12 protein-coding genes and 1 pseudogene are annotated in these 16,541 nt (G+C 69.3%); 11 read left to right on the top strand and 2 right to left on the bottom strand.

Annotation, left to right across the window (positions count from 1 at the left end; all coding sequences use genetic code 11):
* From HV783_RS28040 to HV783_RS28010, 7 genes are all read left to right on the top strand, one after another.
* Window positions 1–1,365, top strand: a 1,365-nt coding sequence (locus tag HV783_RS28040; RefSeq protein WP_175190282.1) for a 3-hydroxyacyl-CoA dehydrogenase family protein, incomplete at its 5' end; no start/stop codon positions are given.
* A gap of 116 nt (window positions 1,366–1,481) precedes the next feature.
* The gene (locus HV783_RS28035) at window positions 1,482–2,792 is read left to right on the top strand and encodes an OmpP1/FadL family transporter (RefSeq protein WP_054503071.1); all 1,311 of its coding nucleotides are present in this window, start codon (window positions 1,482–1,484) and stop codon (window positions 2,790–2,792) included.
* Window positions 2,793–2,852: 60 nt separating this feature from the next.
* Window positions 2,853–5,243, top strand: a complete 2,391-nt coding sequence (locus HV783_RS28030; protein ID WP_175190281.1) for a 3-hydroxyacyl-CoA dehydrogenase/enoyl-CoA hydratase family protein — start codon at window positions 2,853–2,855, stop codon at window positions 5,241–5,243.
* Window positions 5,244–5,376: 133 nt separating this feature from the next.
* The gene (locus tag HV783_RS28025; RefSeq protein WP_175190280.1) at window positions 5,377–6,576 is read left to right on the top strand and encodes an acetyl-CoA C-acyltransferase; all 1,200 of its coding nucleotides are present in this window, start codon (window positions 5,377–5,379) and stop codon (window positions 6,574–6,576) included.
* Window positions 6,577–6,597: 21 nt separating this feature from the next.
* Window positions 6,598–7,146, top strand: coding sequence for a DUF4442 domain-containing protein (locus tag HV783_RS28020; RefSeq protein ID WP_054417268.1), 549 nt, complete (start codon window positions 6,598–6,600; stop codon window positions 7,144–7,146).
* Window positions 7,107–7,703, top strand: coding sequence for a chalcone isomerase family protein (locus HV783_RS28015; RefSeq protein WP_175190279.1), 597 nt, complete (start codon window positions 7,107–7,109; stop codon window positions 7,701–7,703). The genes HV783_RS28020 and HV783_RS28015 overlap by 40 nt, the downstream gene beginning before the upstream one ends.
* Before the next feature lie 2 nt (window positions 7,704–7,705).
* On the top strand, window positions 7,706–9,397 hold the full coding sequence (locus HV783_RS28010) for an AMP-binding protein (protein WP_175190278.1): 1,692 nt from the start codon (window positions 7,706–7,708) through the stop codon (window positions 9,395–9,397).
* Window positions 9,398–9,463: 66 nt separating this feature from the next.
* On the opposite strand, the gene HV783_RS28005 is transcribed toward HV783_RS28010, so the two are convergent.
* Together HV783_RS28005 and HV783_RS28000 are read right to left on the bottom strand one after the other, a co-directional pair.
* Window positions 9,464–11,032, bottom strand: coding sequence for a sulfatase-like hydrolase/transferase (locus tag HV783_RS28005; protein WP_175190277.1), 1,569 nt, complete (start codon window positions 11,030–11,032; stop codon window positions 9,464–9,466).
* Between the two features lie 11 nt (window positions 11,033–11,043).
* Window positions 11,044–12,018, bottom strand: coding sequence for a Bug family tripartite tricarboxylate transporter substrate binding protein (locus tag HV783_RS28000; RefSeq protein WP_049072952.1), 975 nt, complete (start codon window positions 12,016–12,018; stop codon window positions 11,044–11,046).
* Window positions 12,019–12,220: 202 nt separating this feature from the next.
* Between HV783_RS28000 and HV783_RS27995 the strand changes: the two genes are divergently transcribed.
* The 4 genes and pseudogenes from HV783_RS27995 to dtnK form a co-directional block, all read left to right on the top strand.
* Window positions 12,221–12,742, top strand: a complete 522-nt coding sequence (locus tag HV783_RS27995; RefSeq protein WP_054503296.1) for a MarR family winged helix-turn-helix transcriptional regulator — start codon at window positions 12,221–12,223, stop codon at window positions 12,740–12,742.
* A gap of 71 nt (window positions 12,743–12,813) precedes the next feature.
* Window positions 12,814–14,667 carry an ABC transporter ATP-binding protein gene (locus HV783_RS27990; RefSeq protein WP_175190276.1) on the top strand — a complete coding sequence of 618 codons (1,854 nt, stop codon included), beginning with the start codon at window positions 12,814–12,816 and terminating at the stop codon, window positions 14,665–14,667.
* 150 nt (window positions 14,668–14,817) lie between these two features.
* Complete coding sequence (locus HV783_RS27985; protein ID WP_175190275.1) at window positions 14,818–15,846, top strand: 2-keto-3-deoxygluconate permease; 1,029 nt, start codon at window positions 14,818–14,820, stop codon at window positions 15,844–15,846.
* A pseudogene (dtnK, locus tag HV783_RS27980) lies at window positions 15,843–16,541 on the top strand (D-threonate kinase); the annotation flags it as partial. The gene HV783_RS27985 and the pseudogene dtnK, both read left to right, overlap by 4 nt.

The following is a 16,541-nucleotide window of genomic DNA, read 5'->3' as shown; positions in this document are numbered from 1 at the left end:
GTGCCGACCCGCCTGCTGCAGGCGGCGGCGCGCGGCATGGTGCTGTCGGGCAAGCCGCCGCGCCGCGCGCGCGGCCTGGGCGCCTGGCTCAACCGCTGGCCGCTCAAGGCAGTCGCCGCCAAGCGCGCCCGCAAACAGGTCACCGCCAAGGATCCGCTGGGCCACTACCCGGCCGCGCCCGCCATCATCGAACTCTGGGAAAAGCACGGCGGCAACGCCTTGCAGGCGCCGGCGCTGATCGACACCATCATCGCCTCGGATACCGCCCGCAACCTGCTGCGCGTGTTCCGGCTGCAGGAACGCCTGAAGGCCAACGGCCGCCAGCCCGGCATCGCGCCGGTGCGCCACGTGCACGTGGTCGGCGCGGGTGTGATGGGCGGCGACATCGCCGCCTGGTGCGCGCTCAAGGGCCTGACCGTGACGCTGCAGGACCAGGACATGGCCCGCATCGCGCCCGCCATCAAGCGCGCCGCGACGCTGTTCGCGCGCCGCCTGAAGGACCGGCGCGCGGCCCGCGCCGCCTTCGACCGGCTGATGCCCGACCCCGCCGGCGGCGGCGTACCGCTGGCCGACGTGGTGATCGAGGCCATCAGCGAGAACCCCGAGGCCAAGCGCGGGCTGTACCAATCGCTGGAGCCGCGCATGAAGGCCGACGCGCTGCTGGCCACCAACACCTCCAGCCTGTCGCTGGAAACGCTGAGCGCCGGGCTGGCCCGCCCCGAACGGCTGATCGGCATCCACTTCTTCAACCCCGTGGCCAAGATGCCGCTGGTGGAAGTCGTGCATGCGGACGGCACTGCCTCGCAAACGCTGGCGCGCGCCAACGCCTTTGTAGGACAGATCGGAAAATTGGCCTTGCCGGTGCGTAGTGCCCCCGGTTTCCTGGTCAATGCGGTGCTGGCACCGTATATGCTTCAGGCCATGCGAAATATCGATGAAGGTCTATCGCCAGCCGCCGTGGACGCGGCCATGGTGGCGTTCGGCATGCCGATGGGCCCGCTCGAACTGGCGGACACGGTCGGCCTGGACATCGCCCGCGCGGCCGGGCAGGAGCTGGCTGGCGGCGCCGAGCCGCCGCGCTGCCTGGCCGAGAAGCTGGCGCGCGGCGACCTGGGCAAGAAAAGCGGGCGCGGCTTCTACACCTGGCGCGACGGCAAGCCGGTCAAGGACGGCCACGGCGGCGCACAGGCGCCGGCCGGCCTGGCAGAGCGCCTGATCCAGCCTTTGATCGATGCCACCCGCGAGCGGGTCGAGGCCGGCGTGGTGGCCGACGCCGACCTGGCCGACGCCGGCGTGATCTTCGGAACCGGCTTCGCGCCGTTCACGGGCGGCCCCCTGCATTACCAGAGCAGTCGCAGTGCCTAACGCAGCAACGCGTCAACAAACCAAACCGGCCTGGCCCCCCTTGAGCCGGATAGACCGGGACGACGAGACCGGCAGTGCCATAGAGACATACCTATCCAACATGAGGAGGCAGTACCATGAGCAGACGTTCATTGTCCCTGAGCACCCTGTCGGCCATTGTGGTCGGCCTGGGCGCCACCAGCGCCGCCCACGGCGCCGGCTTTCAGCTCCTGGAGCAGAACGCCAGCGGCCTGGGCAACGCTTACGCGGGCTCGGCGGCAAATCCGGAAAACGCCAGCATCATCTACTACAACCCGGCGGGCATGACCTACCTGCCGGGCATCAATGTCTCGGGCGGCGTCAACCTGATCAAACCCTCGTTCAAGTTCTCGGACAACGGCAACACCCGCAATCCGACGGCGCTGGGCGGCACCCGCCCCACCGGCGGTGACGGCGGCGACGCCGGCAACCTGGGCGTCGTGCCCAACCTGTACGGCTCGTGGCAATTGAGCGACCAGTGGTTCATCGGCCTGGGCATCGGCGCGCCGTTCGGCCTGATGACCGAATACGACAAGGGCTGGGAAGGCCAATACCACTCGAACAAATTCGAGATCAAGACGATCAACATCAACCCGTCGATCGCCTACAAGGTCAATGACAAGTTCTCGATGGGCTTCGGCGTGAACTGGCAGCACATCGACGCCAACTACAAGAAGAAGACCGTGGTGCCCGTGGCCCTGCCAGGCGGCGGCACGTTCATCACCAACGGCGACGCCGACCTCAACCTGAAGGGCGACGCCTGGGGCTGGAACGTGGGCTTCATGCTGCAACCTACCGAAGACACCCGCATCGGCCTGTCGTACCGCTCCAAGATCAAGCACACGGCCAAGGGCGACACCGACATCGACAACATCGGCCCGACCCGCCAGTCGGTCTCGTTCGACGCCAAGGCCTCGGTCGACCTGCCTGATACGCTGATCCTGAGCGCCACCCATCAGCTCAACGAGAAGTGGGAACTGCTGGGCGACATCTCGTGGACCGGCTGGAGCAGCATCCCCGACCTGAAGATCCGCAACTCCGGCGCCGGCGCGCGCGATGACGACCTGCCGCTGAACTTCCGCGACACCTGGCGCATCGCCGTGGGCACGACCTACAAGTTCGCGCCGGACTGGAAGTGGAAGTTTGGCCTGGCCTACGACCAGTCGCCGGTCCACAAGGCCGAGGACCGGCCCACCTCGCTGCCCGACAACGACCGCTACTGGTTCTCGACGGGCGTGCAGTGGCAGGCCACCAAGAGCACCACGCTGGATCTGGGCTATACCTATCTGTACCTGCGCAAGACGGATATCGACACCACGTCCGGCAACGCATTGACGAAGGGCCGCGTCGCGGGCACCTATGACAGCAGCGGCCACATCTTCGGCCTGCAACTGTCGTCCCGCTTCTAGCCCCGCCGGGGCGGATGACGGGCCGGCCCCGTCTTCCGCCCGCCTTTTCAGGAGACTTCCTTGAGCAAGTTCGTCGTCAAACACGTCGCCGTGCTGGGTGCCGGCGTCATGGGCGCGCAGATCGCCGCCCACCTGGCCAACGCCGGCGTGCCCGTCACGCTGTTCGACCTCGCCGCGCCCGAAGGCGACCGCAACGGCATCGTCAAGAAAGCCCTGGCCGGCCTGAAGAAGCTGGAGCCCGCGCCGCTGGCCAGCCCCGCGCGCCTGGCCCTGATCACCCCGGCCAACTACGACGACCATATCGAACAACTGCGCGGCTGTGACCTGATCATCGAAGCGATCGCCGAGCGCATGGACTGGAAGACCGCGCTGTACGAGCGCATCGCGCCGCACGTCGCGCCCGGCGCCATCATCGCCTCCAATACCTCCGGCCTGTCGATCGACGCGCTGGCCAACGCCCTGCCGGCCGCGCTGCGCGACCGCTTCTGCGGCATCCATTTCTTCAATCCGCCGCGCTACATGCGCCTGGTGGAAATCATCGCCACCGCGCACACCCAGGCGCCGGTGCTGGACCAGCTCGAGACCTGGCTGACCTCCGCCCTGGGCAAGGGCGTGATCCGCGCGCTCGACACGCCCAACTTCGTGGCCAACCGCATCGGCGTGTTCTCGATCCTGGCCGCCATGCACCACACTCAGCGCCTGGGCCTGGGCTTCGACGAGGTCGACGCCCTCACCGGCCCCAAGATCGGCCGTCCCAAGAGCGCCACCTACCGCACCGCCGACGTGGTCGGCCTGGACACGCTGGCCCACGTGGTCGGCACCATGGACAAGAACCTGCCGGACGATCCCTGGCACCGCTATTTCACGCTGCCCGCCTGGCTGTCGGCCCTGATCTCCAAGGGCGCGCTGGGCCAGAAAAGCGGCGCCGGCGTCTACCGCAAGGCCGGCCGCGAGATCCAGGTGCTGGACCTGCAGGCGCAGGACTACCGGCCCAGCGCCGGCAAGCTCGCCGACGAGGTCGCCGCGCTGCTGAAAGAACGCGATCCGGCCAGGCGCTTCGCCGCGCTGCGCGCCAGCGAGCATCCGCAGGCCCAGTTCCTGTGGAGCCTGTTCCGCGACATCTTCCACTACAGCGCGGTGCAGCTCGGCCAGGTGGCCGACAACGCCCGCGACCTGGACCTGGCCATGCGCTGGGGCTTCGGCTGGGCCCAGGGCCCGTTCGAGACCTGGCAGGCCGCCGGCTGGCAGGCCATCGCCCGCGCCGTCGCCGAAGACATCGCCGCCGGCCGCGCCATGAGCGACGCGCCGCTGCCGGCCTGGGCCCTGGAGCCCGAGCGCCAGGGCGTGCACACGCCGGCCGGCTCGTATTCCGCGCGCAGCGGCAAGCTGCATCCGCGCTCGGCGCTGCCGGTCTACCGGCGCCAGTTGTTCCCCGAGCGCGTGTTCGGCGAAGGCCCCGACGACCGTGGCACCACGGTCTGGGAAAACGAAGGCGTGCGCCTGTGGAACCTGCCCGAGGTCGACGCCGGCATCGCCATCCTGTCGGTCACGTCCAAGAACCACACGCTGGGCGCCGAGGTGCTCGAAGGCATCCTGCAGGCCGTGGCCCGCGCCGAGCGCGAGTTCGACGGCCTGGTGATCTGGCATGACGCGCCATTCGCGGTGGGCGCCAACCTGCAACAGGTGTCCGAAGCCTGCGCCGCCGGCCAGTGGGACATGCTGGAAGCCACCGTCGAGAAGTTCCAGCGCACCTCGCAGGCCTTCAAATACGCGCAGATCCCCACCGTGGCGGCCGTGCAGGGCATGGCGCTGGGCGGCGGCTGCGAATTCCTGATGCACGCCTCGCACCGCGTGCTGGCGCTGGAAAGCTACATCGGCCTGGTCGAGGCGGGCGTGGGCCTGATCCCGGCCGGCGGCGGCAGCAAGGAATTCGCCGGCCGCGCCGCGGCGCTGGCGGCAAAGACGGCCACGCCCGGCGAGGTGTTCCCGTTCCTGCAGCCGGTGTTCCAGACCATCGCCATGGCGCGGGTCGCCAAGAGCGCCATCGAGGCGGTGGACCTGGGCTTTGCGCGCGAGCAGGACATCGTGCTGTTCCATCCCGGCGAGCTGCTGTTCGTGGCCATCGGCCAGGCGCGCGCCGCCGCCACCGCCGGCTACGCGCCGCCCCCGCGGCTGCAGGACGTACCCGTGGCCGGCCGCAACGGCATCGCCAACTTCGAGATGGTGCTGGTCAACATGCGCGAAGGCGGCATGATCAGCGCCCACGACTACCGCGTGGCCCGCAGCGCCGCGGTGGCGCTGTGCGGCGGCGAGGTCGAGACGGGCGCCAAGGTCGACGAGGAATGGCTGCTGGCGGTCGAGCGCAAGGAGTTCGTCGCGCTGCTGCGCACGCCCGAGACCCAGGCCCGCATCCGCCACACCCTGGACACGGGCAAGCCATTGCGGAATTAAGCCCCCCCTAGCGCCTGCGGCGCCTCCCCCAGAGGCGCCGGTGGCGGACCGGCGGAGCCGGATCCGCGCGGCCCCGCTTGTGGGGGACCGTGGTGTGCATAGAGGGTGATCGTTATGGATACGAGGAAATGATATGAGCAAGCAGATTCAAGAGGCTTACATCGTTGCGGCGACGCGGTTGCCGGTGGGCAAGCGCAATGGGGTGTATGCCACCACGCGGCCCGACGACATGCTGGCGGCGGCGCTGCGGGGCGTGCTGAAGCAGACGCCGTGGCTGGATCCGGCGCGCATCGACGACGTCATCACCGGCTGCGCCATGCCGGAAGCCGAACAGGGCATGAACGTGGCGCGCATCGGCCTGTTGCTGGCCGGCCTGCCGCAAAGCGTGGCCGGCGTCACCGTCAATCGCTTCTGCGCCTCCGGGCTGCAGGCGGTGGCCGACGCCGCCGCCCGCATCCGCACCGGGGAAGCCGACATCATGATCGGCTCGGGCACCGAATCCATGAGCGCCATGCCGCAGATCATGGGCAACAAGGTGTCGCTCAACCCGGCCATCTTCTCGCACCCCGAGAACATCGGCATGGCCTTCGGCATGGGCCTGACGGGCGAAAAGGTCGCCGAGCAATGGAAGGTGTCGCGCGAAGACCAGGACGCGTTCGCGCTGGCCTCGCAGCAGAAGGCCAACGCCGCCATCGCGGCCGGCCATTTCCGCGCCGAGACCACGCCGTTCGAGGTGGTGACGCGGCTGCCCGGCGGGTCCAAGGGCGACGTGCGCGAGAGCCGCCGCCTGGTCGAAGTCGACGAAGGCCCGCGCCCCGACAGCAGCGCCGAGGGATTGGCGCGGCTCAAGCCCGTGTTCGCCGCCCGCGGCAGCGTCACCGCCGGCAACAGCTCGCAGATGTCGGACGGCGCCGCCGCGGTGGTGCTGGTGTCCGAGCGGGTGCTGCGCGAATTCAACCTCAGCCCGCTGGCGCGCTTCGTCAGCTTCGCCGTGGCCGGCGTGCCGCCCGAGATCATGGGCATCGGCCCCATGGCCGCCATTCCCAAGGTGCTGGCGCGCGCCGGCATCGCCCAGGACGACCTGGACCGGATCGAACTGAACGAAGCCTTCGCCGCGCAATCGCTGGCGGTGATGCGCGAGCTCCAGCTCGACCCGGCCAAGGTCAACCCGCTGGGCGGCGCCATCGCGCTGGGCCACCCGCTGGGCGCGACCGGCGCGATCCGCACCGCCACACTGATGCACGGGCTGCGCCGCACCGGCGGCAAGTACGGTCTGGTGACGATGTGCATCGGCACCGGCATGGGCGCGGCGGGCCTGTTCGAGGCCATGTGACGCAAGCCGGATGGAAAAGCCGTGAAGCCCTATTGGTTCAAACGCCTGTCGCCGGCCTGGCGCGCGCGCCTGATGCGGGTGGGATTCAACCTGCATCCGGCATTCCGGGCCACCGGCGGGCGGGTGCTGCATGTGTCGCACGATTTCCAGCACATCCGCATCAAGCTGCCCCTGCTGCGGCGCACGCGCAACATCGTCGGATCCATGTATGGCGGTTCGCTGTTCGCGGTGACCGACGGCGCCCACCCCACCATGCTGATGGCCGCGCTGGGCGCGGACCACATCGTGTGGGACAAGGCGGCTTCCATCCGCTACCGCAAGCCCGCCTACACCACGCTGTATGTGGACTTCCGGCTGCCGCCGGGAGAAATCGCGGACATACGCAGGATTCTTGCGCGTGACCACGAGACCACCCGGACCTACACCGTGGAATTGAAGGACAAGGACGGCGTCGTCTATGCCGTCGTGGAACGCACGATCTACATCGCCGACAAGAAGTACTACAAGCAGAAAACGACTGGAGGAGACCCATGCGTGACATCATCCCCGGAGGGCGCGCCGCCGCCCTGAGCCTGGTCCTGGCCGCCTGCCTGACGGCCGCCCCCGCGCTGGCCGCCGACATGGACGTGGCCGGCGTGTGCCTCCCCGCGCAGTTGTCCGAAGGCGGCCGCGCGCTGGTGCTGAACGGCGCCGGCCTGCGCACCAAGTTCGTGGTCAAGGTGTATGTGGCGGCGCTGTATGCCAGCGCCAGGAGCCAGGACGCCAAGGCCTTGATCGACAGCAACGAACCGCGCCGCATGCGGCTGCAACTCTTGCGGGATGTCGATAGCAAGAGCCTGGACGCGGCGCTGCAGGAAGGATTGCGCGACAATACGCCCAAACAGGAACTCGCCGCGCTGCAACCGTCCGCCGCGCGCCTGTCGTCGCTGATGGCCGAGATCGGCTCGGCGCGCGAAGGCGATGTGATCGACCTGGACTTCGACGCCCGCGGCGTCACCATCACCGACAACGGCAAACAGCGCGGCAGAATCGACGATCCCGCCTTCGCTCGCGCCCTGCTGCGGGTGTGGCTGGGCGACAACCCGGCGCAGTCCTCCCTGAAAAAAGCCCTACTGGGAACCCCGTGAAGATGGAACGAATCTGGCAAAAGAGCTACCCCCCGGGCGTGCCCGCGGAGATCGAGCTGGACGAGGCCACCACGCTGGCCTCGATCGCGCGCGACAGTTGCCGGCGCTTCGCGGACAAGGCCGCGTACATCAGCATGGGCAAGACGCTGACCTACGGCGAGCTCGACGCCCTGACGCGCGACTTCGCCGCCTGGCTGCGCGCCAACGGCCTGCGCAAGGGCGACCGCGTGGCGCTGATGATGCCCAATCTGCTGCAGTATCCGGTGTGCCTGTTCGGCGTGCTGCGCGCCGGCTGCGTCGTCGTCAACTGCAATCCGCTCTACACCGCCCACGAACTCGAGCACCAGTTGATCGATTCCGGCGCGCGCGCCATCGTGGTGGCCGACAATTTCGCCGCCACCGTGCAGAAGACCCTGCCGGCCACGGCCATCGAGCGGGTGCTGGTGACCTCCATCGGCGAACTGCTCAGCCCGCTCAAGGGCCGGCTGGTCGATTTCGTGGTCAAGCGCGTCAAGCGCATGGTGCCGGCCTGGTCCATCCCCGGCGCGATACGGCTGCGCGACGCCCTGCGCGCCGGGCGCGACGCGCCGTTCGACGAAGTCGCGCTGACGCAGGACGACCTGGCCTGCCTGCAATACACCGGCGGCACCACCGGCGTGGCCAAGGGCGCCATGTTGACGCACGGCAACCTGGCCGCCAACGTCACCCAGGCCCACGCCTGGATCAAGCCGCTGGTCAAGGACGGCGAGGAATGCATCGTCACCGCCCTGCCGCTCTACCATATCTTCGCGCTCACGGCGAACTGCCTGGCCTTCATGAAGATCGGCGCCAGCAACCTGCTCATCATCAACCCGCGCGACATCCCCGGGTTGATCAAGGAGATGGGCAAGGTGCCGTTCAGCGCCTTCACCGGCGTCAACACGCTATTCAACGCCCTGCTCAACCACCCCGATTTCGCCAGGCTGGACTTTTCGCGCCTGCGACTGACGATGGGCGGCGGCATGGCGGTGCAGCGCGCCGTGGCCGAGCGCTGGCTGGCCGTCACCGGCCGGGCGCTGGCGCAGGCCTATGGCCTGACCGAGACCTCGCCCGCCGTGACCATCAATCCGCTCGACGTGAAGGTCTTCACCGGCTCGATCGGCCTGCCCGTGCCGTCCACCGACCTGTCGATCCGCGACGACGACGGACGCGAGCTGGGCGTGGGCGAACGCGGCGAGATCTGCGTGCGCGGCCCGCAGGTGACGCGCGGCTACTGGAACCGGCCCGACGAGACCGCGCTGGTGATGACGCCCGACGGCTATCTGCGCACCGGCGACGTCGGCTACGTCGACGACACCGGCTATGTCTTCCTGGTGGACCGCAAGAAGGACATGATCCTGGTGTCCGGCTTCAACGTCTATCCGAACGAGGTCGAGGACGCCGCCGCGCTGCATCCCGGCGTGCGCGAAGTGGCCGCCATCGGCGTGCCCGACGAACGCTCCGGCGAAGCAGTCAAGCTGTACGTGATCCGCAAGGACCCCAACCTGGACGCCGAGACGCTGATCGCGCACTGCCGCACCCAGCTCACCGGCTACAAGGTCCCGCGCTACATCGAGTTCCGCGATGACCTGCCGCGCACCAACGTCGGCAAGATCCTGCGGCGCGAACTCAAGCCGGCCGCCGCGGCGCCGCAGAAGGACACCGCGGGCGCCTGACGTAAACCTGGGCGCGGCCGCGGACGGCAACCCGCGCGCCGCCGTCTGGCGCCGCGCGCCGGGCGCTCACCACTGCCCGAAGAACACCCCGGCGCGCTTGTGCGCGTTGGTGCCCTGCTCCACCGCCGCATCGCTCAGGGTGGTGCGGCGCTTGCCGCGCAGCATCCAGTCAAGCAGGCGCTCTCGCAGTTGCGCCCGCACCATGGCGTGCGCGGCGCTGGCGCCCAGGTCCTGGAACTCGTCGGGATCGGCCTGCAGGTCGTACAGTTGCTCGGGTTCGTCCAGCCAGTACACGTAGCGCCAGCGGTCGGTGCGCACCGACCAGGCGCGCGCGTTCTGCGGCGTCTTGCCGCGCAGCAGGCGCGCCTGGCGGAAGCTGTAGTCCAGTTCCGAGAACACGCAGTCGCGCCAGGGATCCTCGGCGCCACGGCCGTGCAGCACGGTCTGCAATTCGCGCCCTTCGAGCCGGTGCCACGGGCGCGGCGCCTGCAGCGCGCGCAGCACCGTCGGCACCAGATCCACGCTTTCCACCATGTCCACCAGCGCCTGGCCGCGCGTCGCATCGGCCTCAGCCGACGGGTCCATCACAATGAACGGCACGCGCTGCACGGTGTCGTAGAACAGTTCCTTCTCGCCCAGCCAGTGGTCGCCCAGGAAGTCGCCGTGATCCGCCGTGAACACGATCAGCGTGTTGCGCATCAGGCCCGCGCCTTCCATGTAGTCGAACAGCCGCCCCAGGTGGTCGTCGAGCTGGCGGATCAGGCCCTGGTAGGCCGGACGCACCACGCGCACGCATTCATCGGTCGAGAAGCTGACGCTTTCCTCATGCTGGCGGTAGGCCGCCACCACCGGATGCGCGCCGGCCAGCTCCTCGCGGCTGCGCCGCACCGGCAGGCACTGGTCGGCCGTGTAGCGCTGATGGTAGGGCGCCGGCGCCATATAAGGCCAGTGCGGCTTGACGTAGCTCAGGTGCAGCACCCAGGGCTGGCTGCCGCGCTGCTGCATGAAACGCAGCGCCTGGTCGGTCATGTAGGCGGTCTCGGAATGCGGCTCGGCCACCCGCGACGGCAGGTGCACGTTGCGCATGTTCCAGCCGCTGACCACCTGGCCGTGGGCGTCGACGCCGGCAATGACGTAGTCGGTCCAGGGGTCGGCGCTGTCGTAGCCCTGGCTGCGCAGGAACGCGGGGTAGCCGCTTTCCTTGCCCGGTTCGTGGTGGCCGTCGTAGCGATCGACCTCGATGAAGCCGCCGCGCGACAGCAGCGCGCCCAGCTCGGAGCCGCCGTCGATCGACAGGCGCTCCATGCCGGCGCGGTCGGGAATGACGTGGGTCTTGCCCGCCAGCGCCAGGTCGCGCCCCTGCCCGGCCAGGTATTCGCCCAGCGTGATCTCGTTGACCGACAGCGGCACCCGGTTCCAGGTGGCGCCGTGGCGCGACGGATAGCGCCCCGTGTAATAGCTCATGCGCGACGGGCCGCACACGCCGGAATTGACGAAGGCCCGCTCGAAGCGCGCGCCGCGCGCGGCCAGCGCGTCCAGGCTGGGCGTCTGCAAATAGGGATGGCCATAGCAGCTCAGGTGATCCGCCCGCAACTGGTCGGCCATGATGAACAACACATTCTGCACCGTGCTCATCGTTGCCCGCCCTATTGCGTGGCGGTGAAGCCGGAAGCCTTCACCGCCGGTTCCCATTGGGCCCGGTAGGCGTCCAGCTCGCGCCCGGTGGCGGCGGCATCCGCCGTCACCGGCTCCAGATACGACTCGCGCACCGCCTGCTGCATGGCCGGCTCGCGCATCACCGCGGCGATGTCCTCGCCCAGCCGGGCGGCCTTGGCCGGCGCCATCGCCGACGAGGCGAAGAACGCGTTCCAGCCGTCGGCCGCCAGGTCCACGCCGGCCTCGCGGAAGGTTGGCACGTCCGCCAGCAGCGGGTCGCGCGCCTCGCCCGAGGTCGCCAGGATGCGGATCTTGCCGGCGCGGTGCTGCGGCAGCAGCGTGTCCAGCGTATCGACCGCCTGCGGCAGCACGCCGCCGATCAGTTCGGAGATCAGCGGCGCCGAGCCGCGATACCCCACCACCTCGGGTTCCTGGCCGATCTGGCGGCCCAGCATCAGCGCGAAGAAATGCGGCAGGCTGCCGGTGGCCGGCACGCCCACGGAGAACTGGCGCGGGTTGTCGCGCAGCCATTGGCGCAGCCCCGCCACGTCGCGGATGGGCGAATTGGCCGCCACCGCCAAGGCGAACTTGTAGCGGCTGACCAGCGACACCGGCTGGAAATCGCGGCGGGCGTCGTAGCCGGGTTCGGCGTAGACCAGCGGCGCCACCACCATGACGGCGGGATTGGCCAGCATCAGCACGTTCTGCCGCGCGGCCAGCGCATGCAGGCCCTGGGCCGCGATGCGGCCGCCTGCGCCGGTCTTATTTTCGACCACCACGGTCACGCCCAGCCGGTCCTTCAGGCGGTCGGCCACCAGCCGCGCGATGCGGTCGGAACTGCCGCCTGGCGGATAGCCCACCACGATGGTCAGGGCGCCGTCCAGCGGCGCCTGCTGGGCACAGGCGGGCGCGGCCGAAGCCGCCGCGAGCGCCGCGAACGCGGCGCAGGATATCCAATTACGCACGGTAGTCTCCCTGGTGACAACGGCCCGCTGTCGGTTATGTTTGCGCATGCCGGGCCTGGGCCTGGATAGGCGAGACGACTGTAGCGCCGTGAAGATTGCTTGATCTAATCCAGTACTTGTCATAACGATATGAACTGCCAATACTCGCCATAACGATATGCGCCACGCCATGGACGCGGCGCGCCGTTGGCAGGAGACGACAATGCCCCCGCAAGATCCCGTCGAACACCCCCTGGCCGGAATGCTGATGTACCAGCTATACCAGGCCTGGGCGCAGTCCAACCCCGTCTTCGTGCGGCTGTGCGAAGGCCGCTTCGGCATCACCCGGCGCGAATGGCGCCTGCTGGCCTGTGCGGTCGAGGGCGGCATCATGACCTCGGCCGAACTGGCCGCGGCCGCCAGGCTCGACCTGGCGCGCACCTCGCGCACCCTTGGTTCCCTGTGCGAGAAAGGCTGGCTGCGGCGCCTGCCCGACAGCGCCGACCGGCGCGTGGTGCGCGTCGAGGCCACCGCCGAAGGCCTGGACCGCTACCGCGCCCTGCTGCCGGAGGTCGTGCGCCTGAACGACCTGCTGGTGCAGGACCTGGATGCCGCCGAGGTCGCCCTGCTGCGCGACCTGCTGACCCGCATCGCCGGGCGCGGCCAGCGCATGGCGCAGGACAACCTCATCACCGACAAGGCCAGCCGGCGCGAGGGCGGAACGCGGCGCGCGCAATACGGATGACGGCGCGCAGCCCCTTTATTTTTAAGGGGTTACCCTGATACGCTTGGGCGGCCTCCTTCTACGGACCTGCCATGCCCGGCGCAAAATCGAATCCCGTCTTCCGCTACTTCGAAAACCTGATCGACCCGTTCCGCGACGCCCCCGACATCACCCCGCCGGGACGCGTGCTGCGCTTCTACGCCTATTACCTGTGGCAGGTCTGGCCGATCTTCGCCATCCTGCTGCTGGTCGGCCTGGGCGGCGCATTGGTGGAGGTGGCGCTGTTCAGTTTCCTGGCCGACCTGGTCGACATGGCGCAGCACACCCCGCCGGCGGACTTCTTCCGCGAGCACGCCTACACGCTGGTGTGGATGGCGTTCGTGGTGATGGTGCTGCGGCCGCTGTCGATCGCGCTGCACGACCTGCTGTCGCACCAGACCATCTCGCCCAGCCTGACCACGCTGGTGCGCTGGCAGAACCACCGCTACGTGCTGAACCAGGGGCTGGCGTTCTTCCACAACGACTTCGCCGGCCGCGTCGCCAACCGCGTGCTGCAGACCGGCAATTCGCTGCGCGATTCGGCCGTGCAGTCGGTGGACGCGCTGTGGCACGTCATCCTGTACGCGGCCAGCGCGCTGTACCTGTTCGCCGAGGCCGACTGGCGCCTGGTGATTCCGCTGGTGCTGTGGATCGCCATCTATTGCGGCATGCTGGCGTACTTCGTGCCGCGCATGCAGTCGCGCGCCGTCATCGCCTCGGAGGCGCGCTCCCGGCTGATGGGCCGCATTGTCGACGGCTACACCAACATCTCCACGCTCAAGCTGTTCGCCCACGCCCGCCGCGAGGAAGACTACGCGCGCCAGGCCATGACCGAACAGACCGAAAAGCAGCGCCTGTCGACCCGCGTCATCACCGCCATGGACGTGTCCATCAACACGCTCAACGGCATCCTGATCGCCAGCACCGCCGGCCTGGCGCTGTGGCTGTGGAGCATCGGCAGCATCAGCCTGGGCGCGATCACGCTGGCGCTGGGGCTGGTGATCCGCATCAACAACATGTCCGCCTGGATCATGTGGGAAGTGAACGGCATCTCGGAAAACGTCGGCATCGTGCAGGACGGCCTGGCCACGATCTCGCAACCGCGCCAGGTCGTGGATCGCCCCGACGCGGTGCCCTTGCGCATCACGCAAGGCGAGGTGCGCTTCGAGGACATGTCGTTCCACTACGGCAGCGGCCGCCAGATCATCCCGCACCTGGACCTGACCGTGCATGCGGGCGAAAAGATCGGCCTGATCGGCCCGTCGGGCGCCGGCAAGTCGACCCTGGTCAACGTGCTGCTGCGGCTGTATGACGTGGAAGGCGGCCGCATCCTGATCGACGGCCAGGACATCGCCGGCGTCACCCAGGAAAGCCTGCGCTCGCAGATCGGCGTGGTCACCCAGGACACCTCGCTGCTGCACCGCTCGATCCGCGACAACCTGCTGTACGGCCGGCCCGACGCCAGCGAGGCGCAACTGCGCGACGCCATCGACCGCGCCCGCGCCGCCGAATTCATCGACGCCCTGGTCGACGGCGACGGCCGCCGCGGCCTGGACGCCCACGTCGGCGAGCGCGGCGTCAAGCTGTCGGGCGGCCAGCGCCAGCGCATCGCCATCGCCCGCGTGCTGCTCAAGGACGCGCCCATCCTGATCCTGGACGAAGCCACCTCGGCGCTCGATTCCGAGGTCGAGGCCGCGATCCAGGAAAGCCTGGAGGCGCTGATGCGGGGCAAGACCGTCATCGCCATCGCGCACCGCCTGTCCACCATCGCCCGCATGGACCGGCTGGTGGTGCTGGACGGCGGCCGCATCGTCGAATCCGGCACCCACGCCGGCCTGATCGCCCAGGGCGGGCTGTACGCCCGGCTCTGGAGCCACCAGACGGGCGGCTTTGTCGGGCTGGATTGAGCGGGTCCGCAGTCGTCGCGCTCGCGCCACACGGGAAGAGCCTGTACGTACATGCTGTACGTACAAGTGTACACTGGCGGCTTTCAACCCCCTGACAGACGCACGCATGAACGTCTGCGCCGCGAGAAAATCCCCCTGGAGACTCCGATTGTGACGACCGCAACCCCCCGTTCGCCCTTCTTTGGCACGATGCAGAAAATCCCCGGCGGCCTGATGCTGATCCCGCTGATCCTGGGGTCTCTGATTGGCACCTTCGCGCCCGACGCGCTGGCCATCGGCGGCTTCACCACCGCCCTGTTCAAGAACAGCGCCCTGCCGCTGATCGCGCTGCTGATCTTCGCCACCGGCACCCAGGTCAACACCCGCACCGGCGGCCCCATCCTGGCCACCGCCGGCACCATCCTGCTGATGAAAACGCTGGTCCCCGCCACCCTCATCATCATCCTGGGCAGCTACGTCGGCCTGGACGGCGTGCTGGGCGTGTCGATCCTGGCCATGCTGGCCGCCTTCGACAACAGCAACGGCGGCCTCTGGCTGGCCTACACCGGCCAGTACGGCGACGCCCGCGACCGCGGCGCCTACGTCGCCAGCGCGGTCAACGACGGCCCCTTCTTCAGCCTGCTGTTCCTGGGCGCCTCGGGCCTGGCCGACATCCCCATGATCGCCCTGGTGGCGGCGCTGGTGCCGTTCCTGCTGGGCGTGGTGGTCGGCAACCTCGATCCCAAGTGGCGCGACGTGCTCAAGCCCGTGCCCAACATCGTCATCCCCTTCTTCGCCTTTGCGCTGGGCACCGGCATCAACCTGGGCGCGGTCGTCAGCGGCGGCGTCAGCGGCCTGATCCTGGGCCTGATCATCAGCCCGATCACCGGCGGCCTGGTCTACCTGGGCTATCGCCTGATCCTGCGCCGCGGCGGCAAGAGCGGCCTGGGCTTCGCGGCCGGCACCACCGCCGGCAACGCCATCGCCACGCCCGCCGTGGTCGCGGCCGCCGATCCCAACTTCCAGCAGTACGTCTCGACCGCCACCGCGCAGGTCGCCGCGTGTGTGTTGATCAGTTCGATCCTGGCCCCGGTGCTGGCTTCGTACTTCCTCAAGCGCGCCGGTGAACTCAAGTCCGAGGACGCCGCCGACGACGCGGCGGTGGGCGGCTACCGCGAGGCGCGCGGGGAGGCCCTTTGAACCCCGCCATCGCCATCGTCGCCGACGATCTGACCGGCTCCGGCGACACCGCCGTGCAGTTCGTTCGGGCCGGCTGGACCACCCGCCTGTCGATCGACGGCGCGCACGAGGCGCTGGCCGCGCCGGCCGACGACGACGTCGACGTGCTGGCGGTCACCACCCACAGCCGCGCCCTGCCCGCCGCGCAGGCGTACGCGGTGATCCGGCGCAACGTCGAGCGGCTGCGCGCCGCCGGCGTCGCGCGCCTGTACAAGAAAGTGGACTCGACGCTGCGCGGCGCCTTCAAGGCCGAGATCGACGCGGCGCGCGAGGCCTGGGGCGCGGATGCCATCGCGGTGGTGTGCCCGGCCTTCCCGGCCACCGGCCGCACCGTGGAAGACGGCATGCTCATGGTGAACGGCCAGCCCGTCACCGCCACCTCGGCCGCCACCGATCCGGTCACGCCCGTGACCGAAAGCCATATCCCGACCCTGCTGGGCTGCGCCCACGTCGCGGCCAAGGCGGGTGAATCGCCCGAATCGCTGGCCGCGCGCATCGCGCAGGCCGGCGCCACCGTGGTGGTGGATGCCCGCAACGACGCCGACCTGGAACGGCTGGCCCGCGCCATCGGCATCCTGGGGCCGCGCGCCCTGCCGGTGGGCGCCGGCGGCCTGGCGGTGCCGCTGGCCCGCGTCTGGGCCGGCGCCGACCAGACC

Source organism: Achromobacter dolens, from assembly GCF_902859745.1.
Taxonomy (GTDB): domain Bacteria; phylum Pseudomonadota; class Gammaproteobacteria; order Burkholderiales; family Burkholderiaceae_B; genus Achromobacter; species Achromobacter dolens.
Note: the sequence above shows the minus strand (reverse complement) of the source record. Positions and strands in the feature narration are given on the sequence as shown.

Bases quoted from the DNA above. Each gene is read 5' to 3' on its own strand.
- HV783_RS28035 (WP_054503071.1), top strand. From the start codon at position 1,482: ATGAGCAGACGTTCATTGTCCCTGAGCACCCTGTCGGCCATTGTGGTC.
- HV783_RS28025 (WP_175190280.1), top strand. From the start codon at position 5,377: ATGAGCAAGCAGATTCAAGAGGCTTACATCGTTGCGGCGACGCGGTTG.
- HV783_RS28015 (WP_175190279.1), top strand. From the start codon at position 7,107: ATGCGTGACATCATCCCCGGAGGGCGCGCCGCCGCCCTGAGCCTGGTC.
- HV783_RS28010 (WP_175190278.1), top strand. From the start codon at position 7,706: ATGGAACGAATCTGGCAAAAGAGCTACCCCCCGGGCGTGCCCGCGGAG.
- HV783_RS28005 (WP_175190277.1), bottom strand. From the start codon at position 11,032: ATGAGCACGGTGCAGAATGTGTTGTTCATCATGGCCGACCAGTTGCGG.
- HV783_RS27995 (WP_054503296.1), top strand. From the start codon at position 12,221: ATGCCCCCGCAAGATCCCGTCGAACACCCCCTGGCCGGAATGCTGATG.
- HV783_RS27990 (WP_175190276.1), top strand. From the start codon at position 12,814: ATGCCCGGCGCAAAATCGAATCCCGTCTTCCGCTACTTCGAAAACCTG.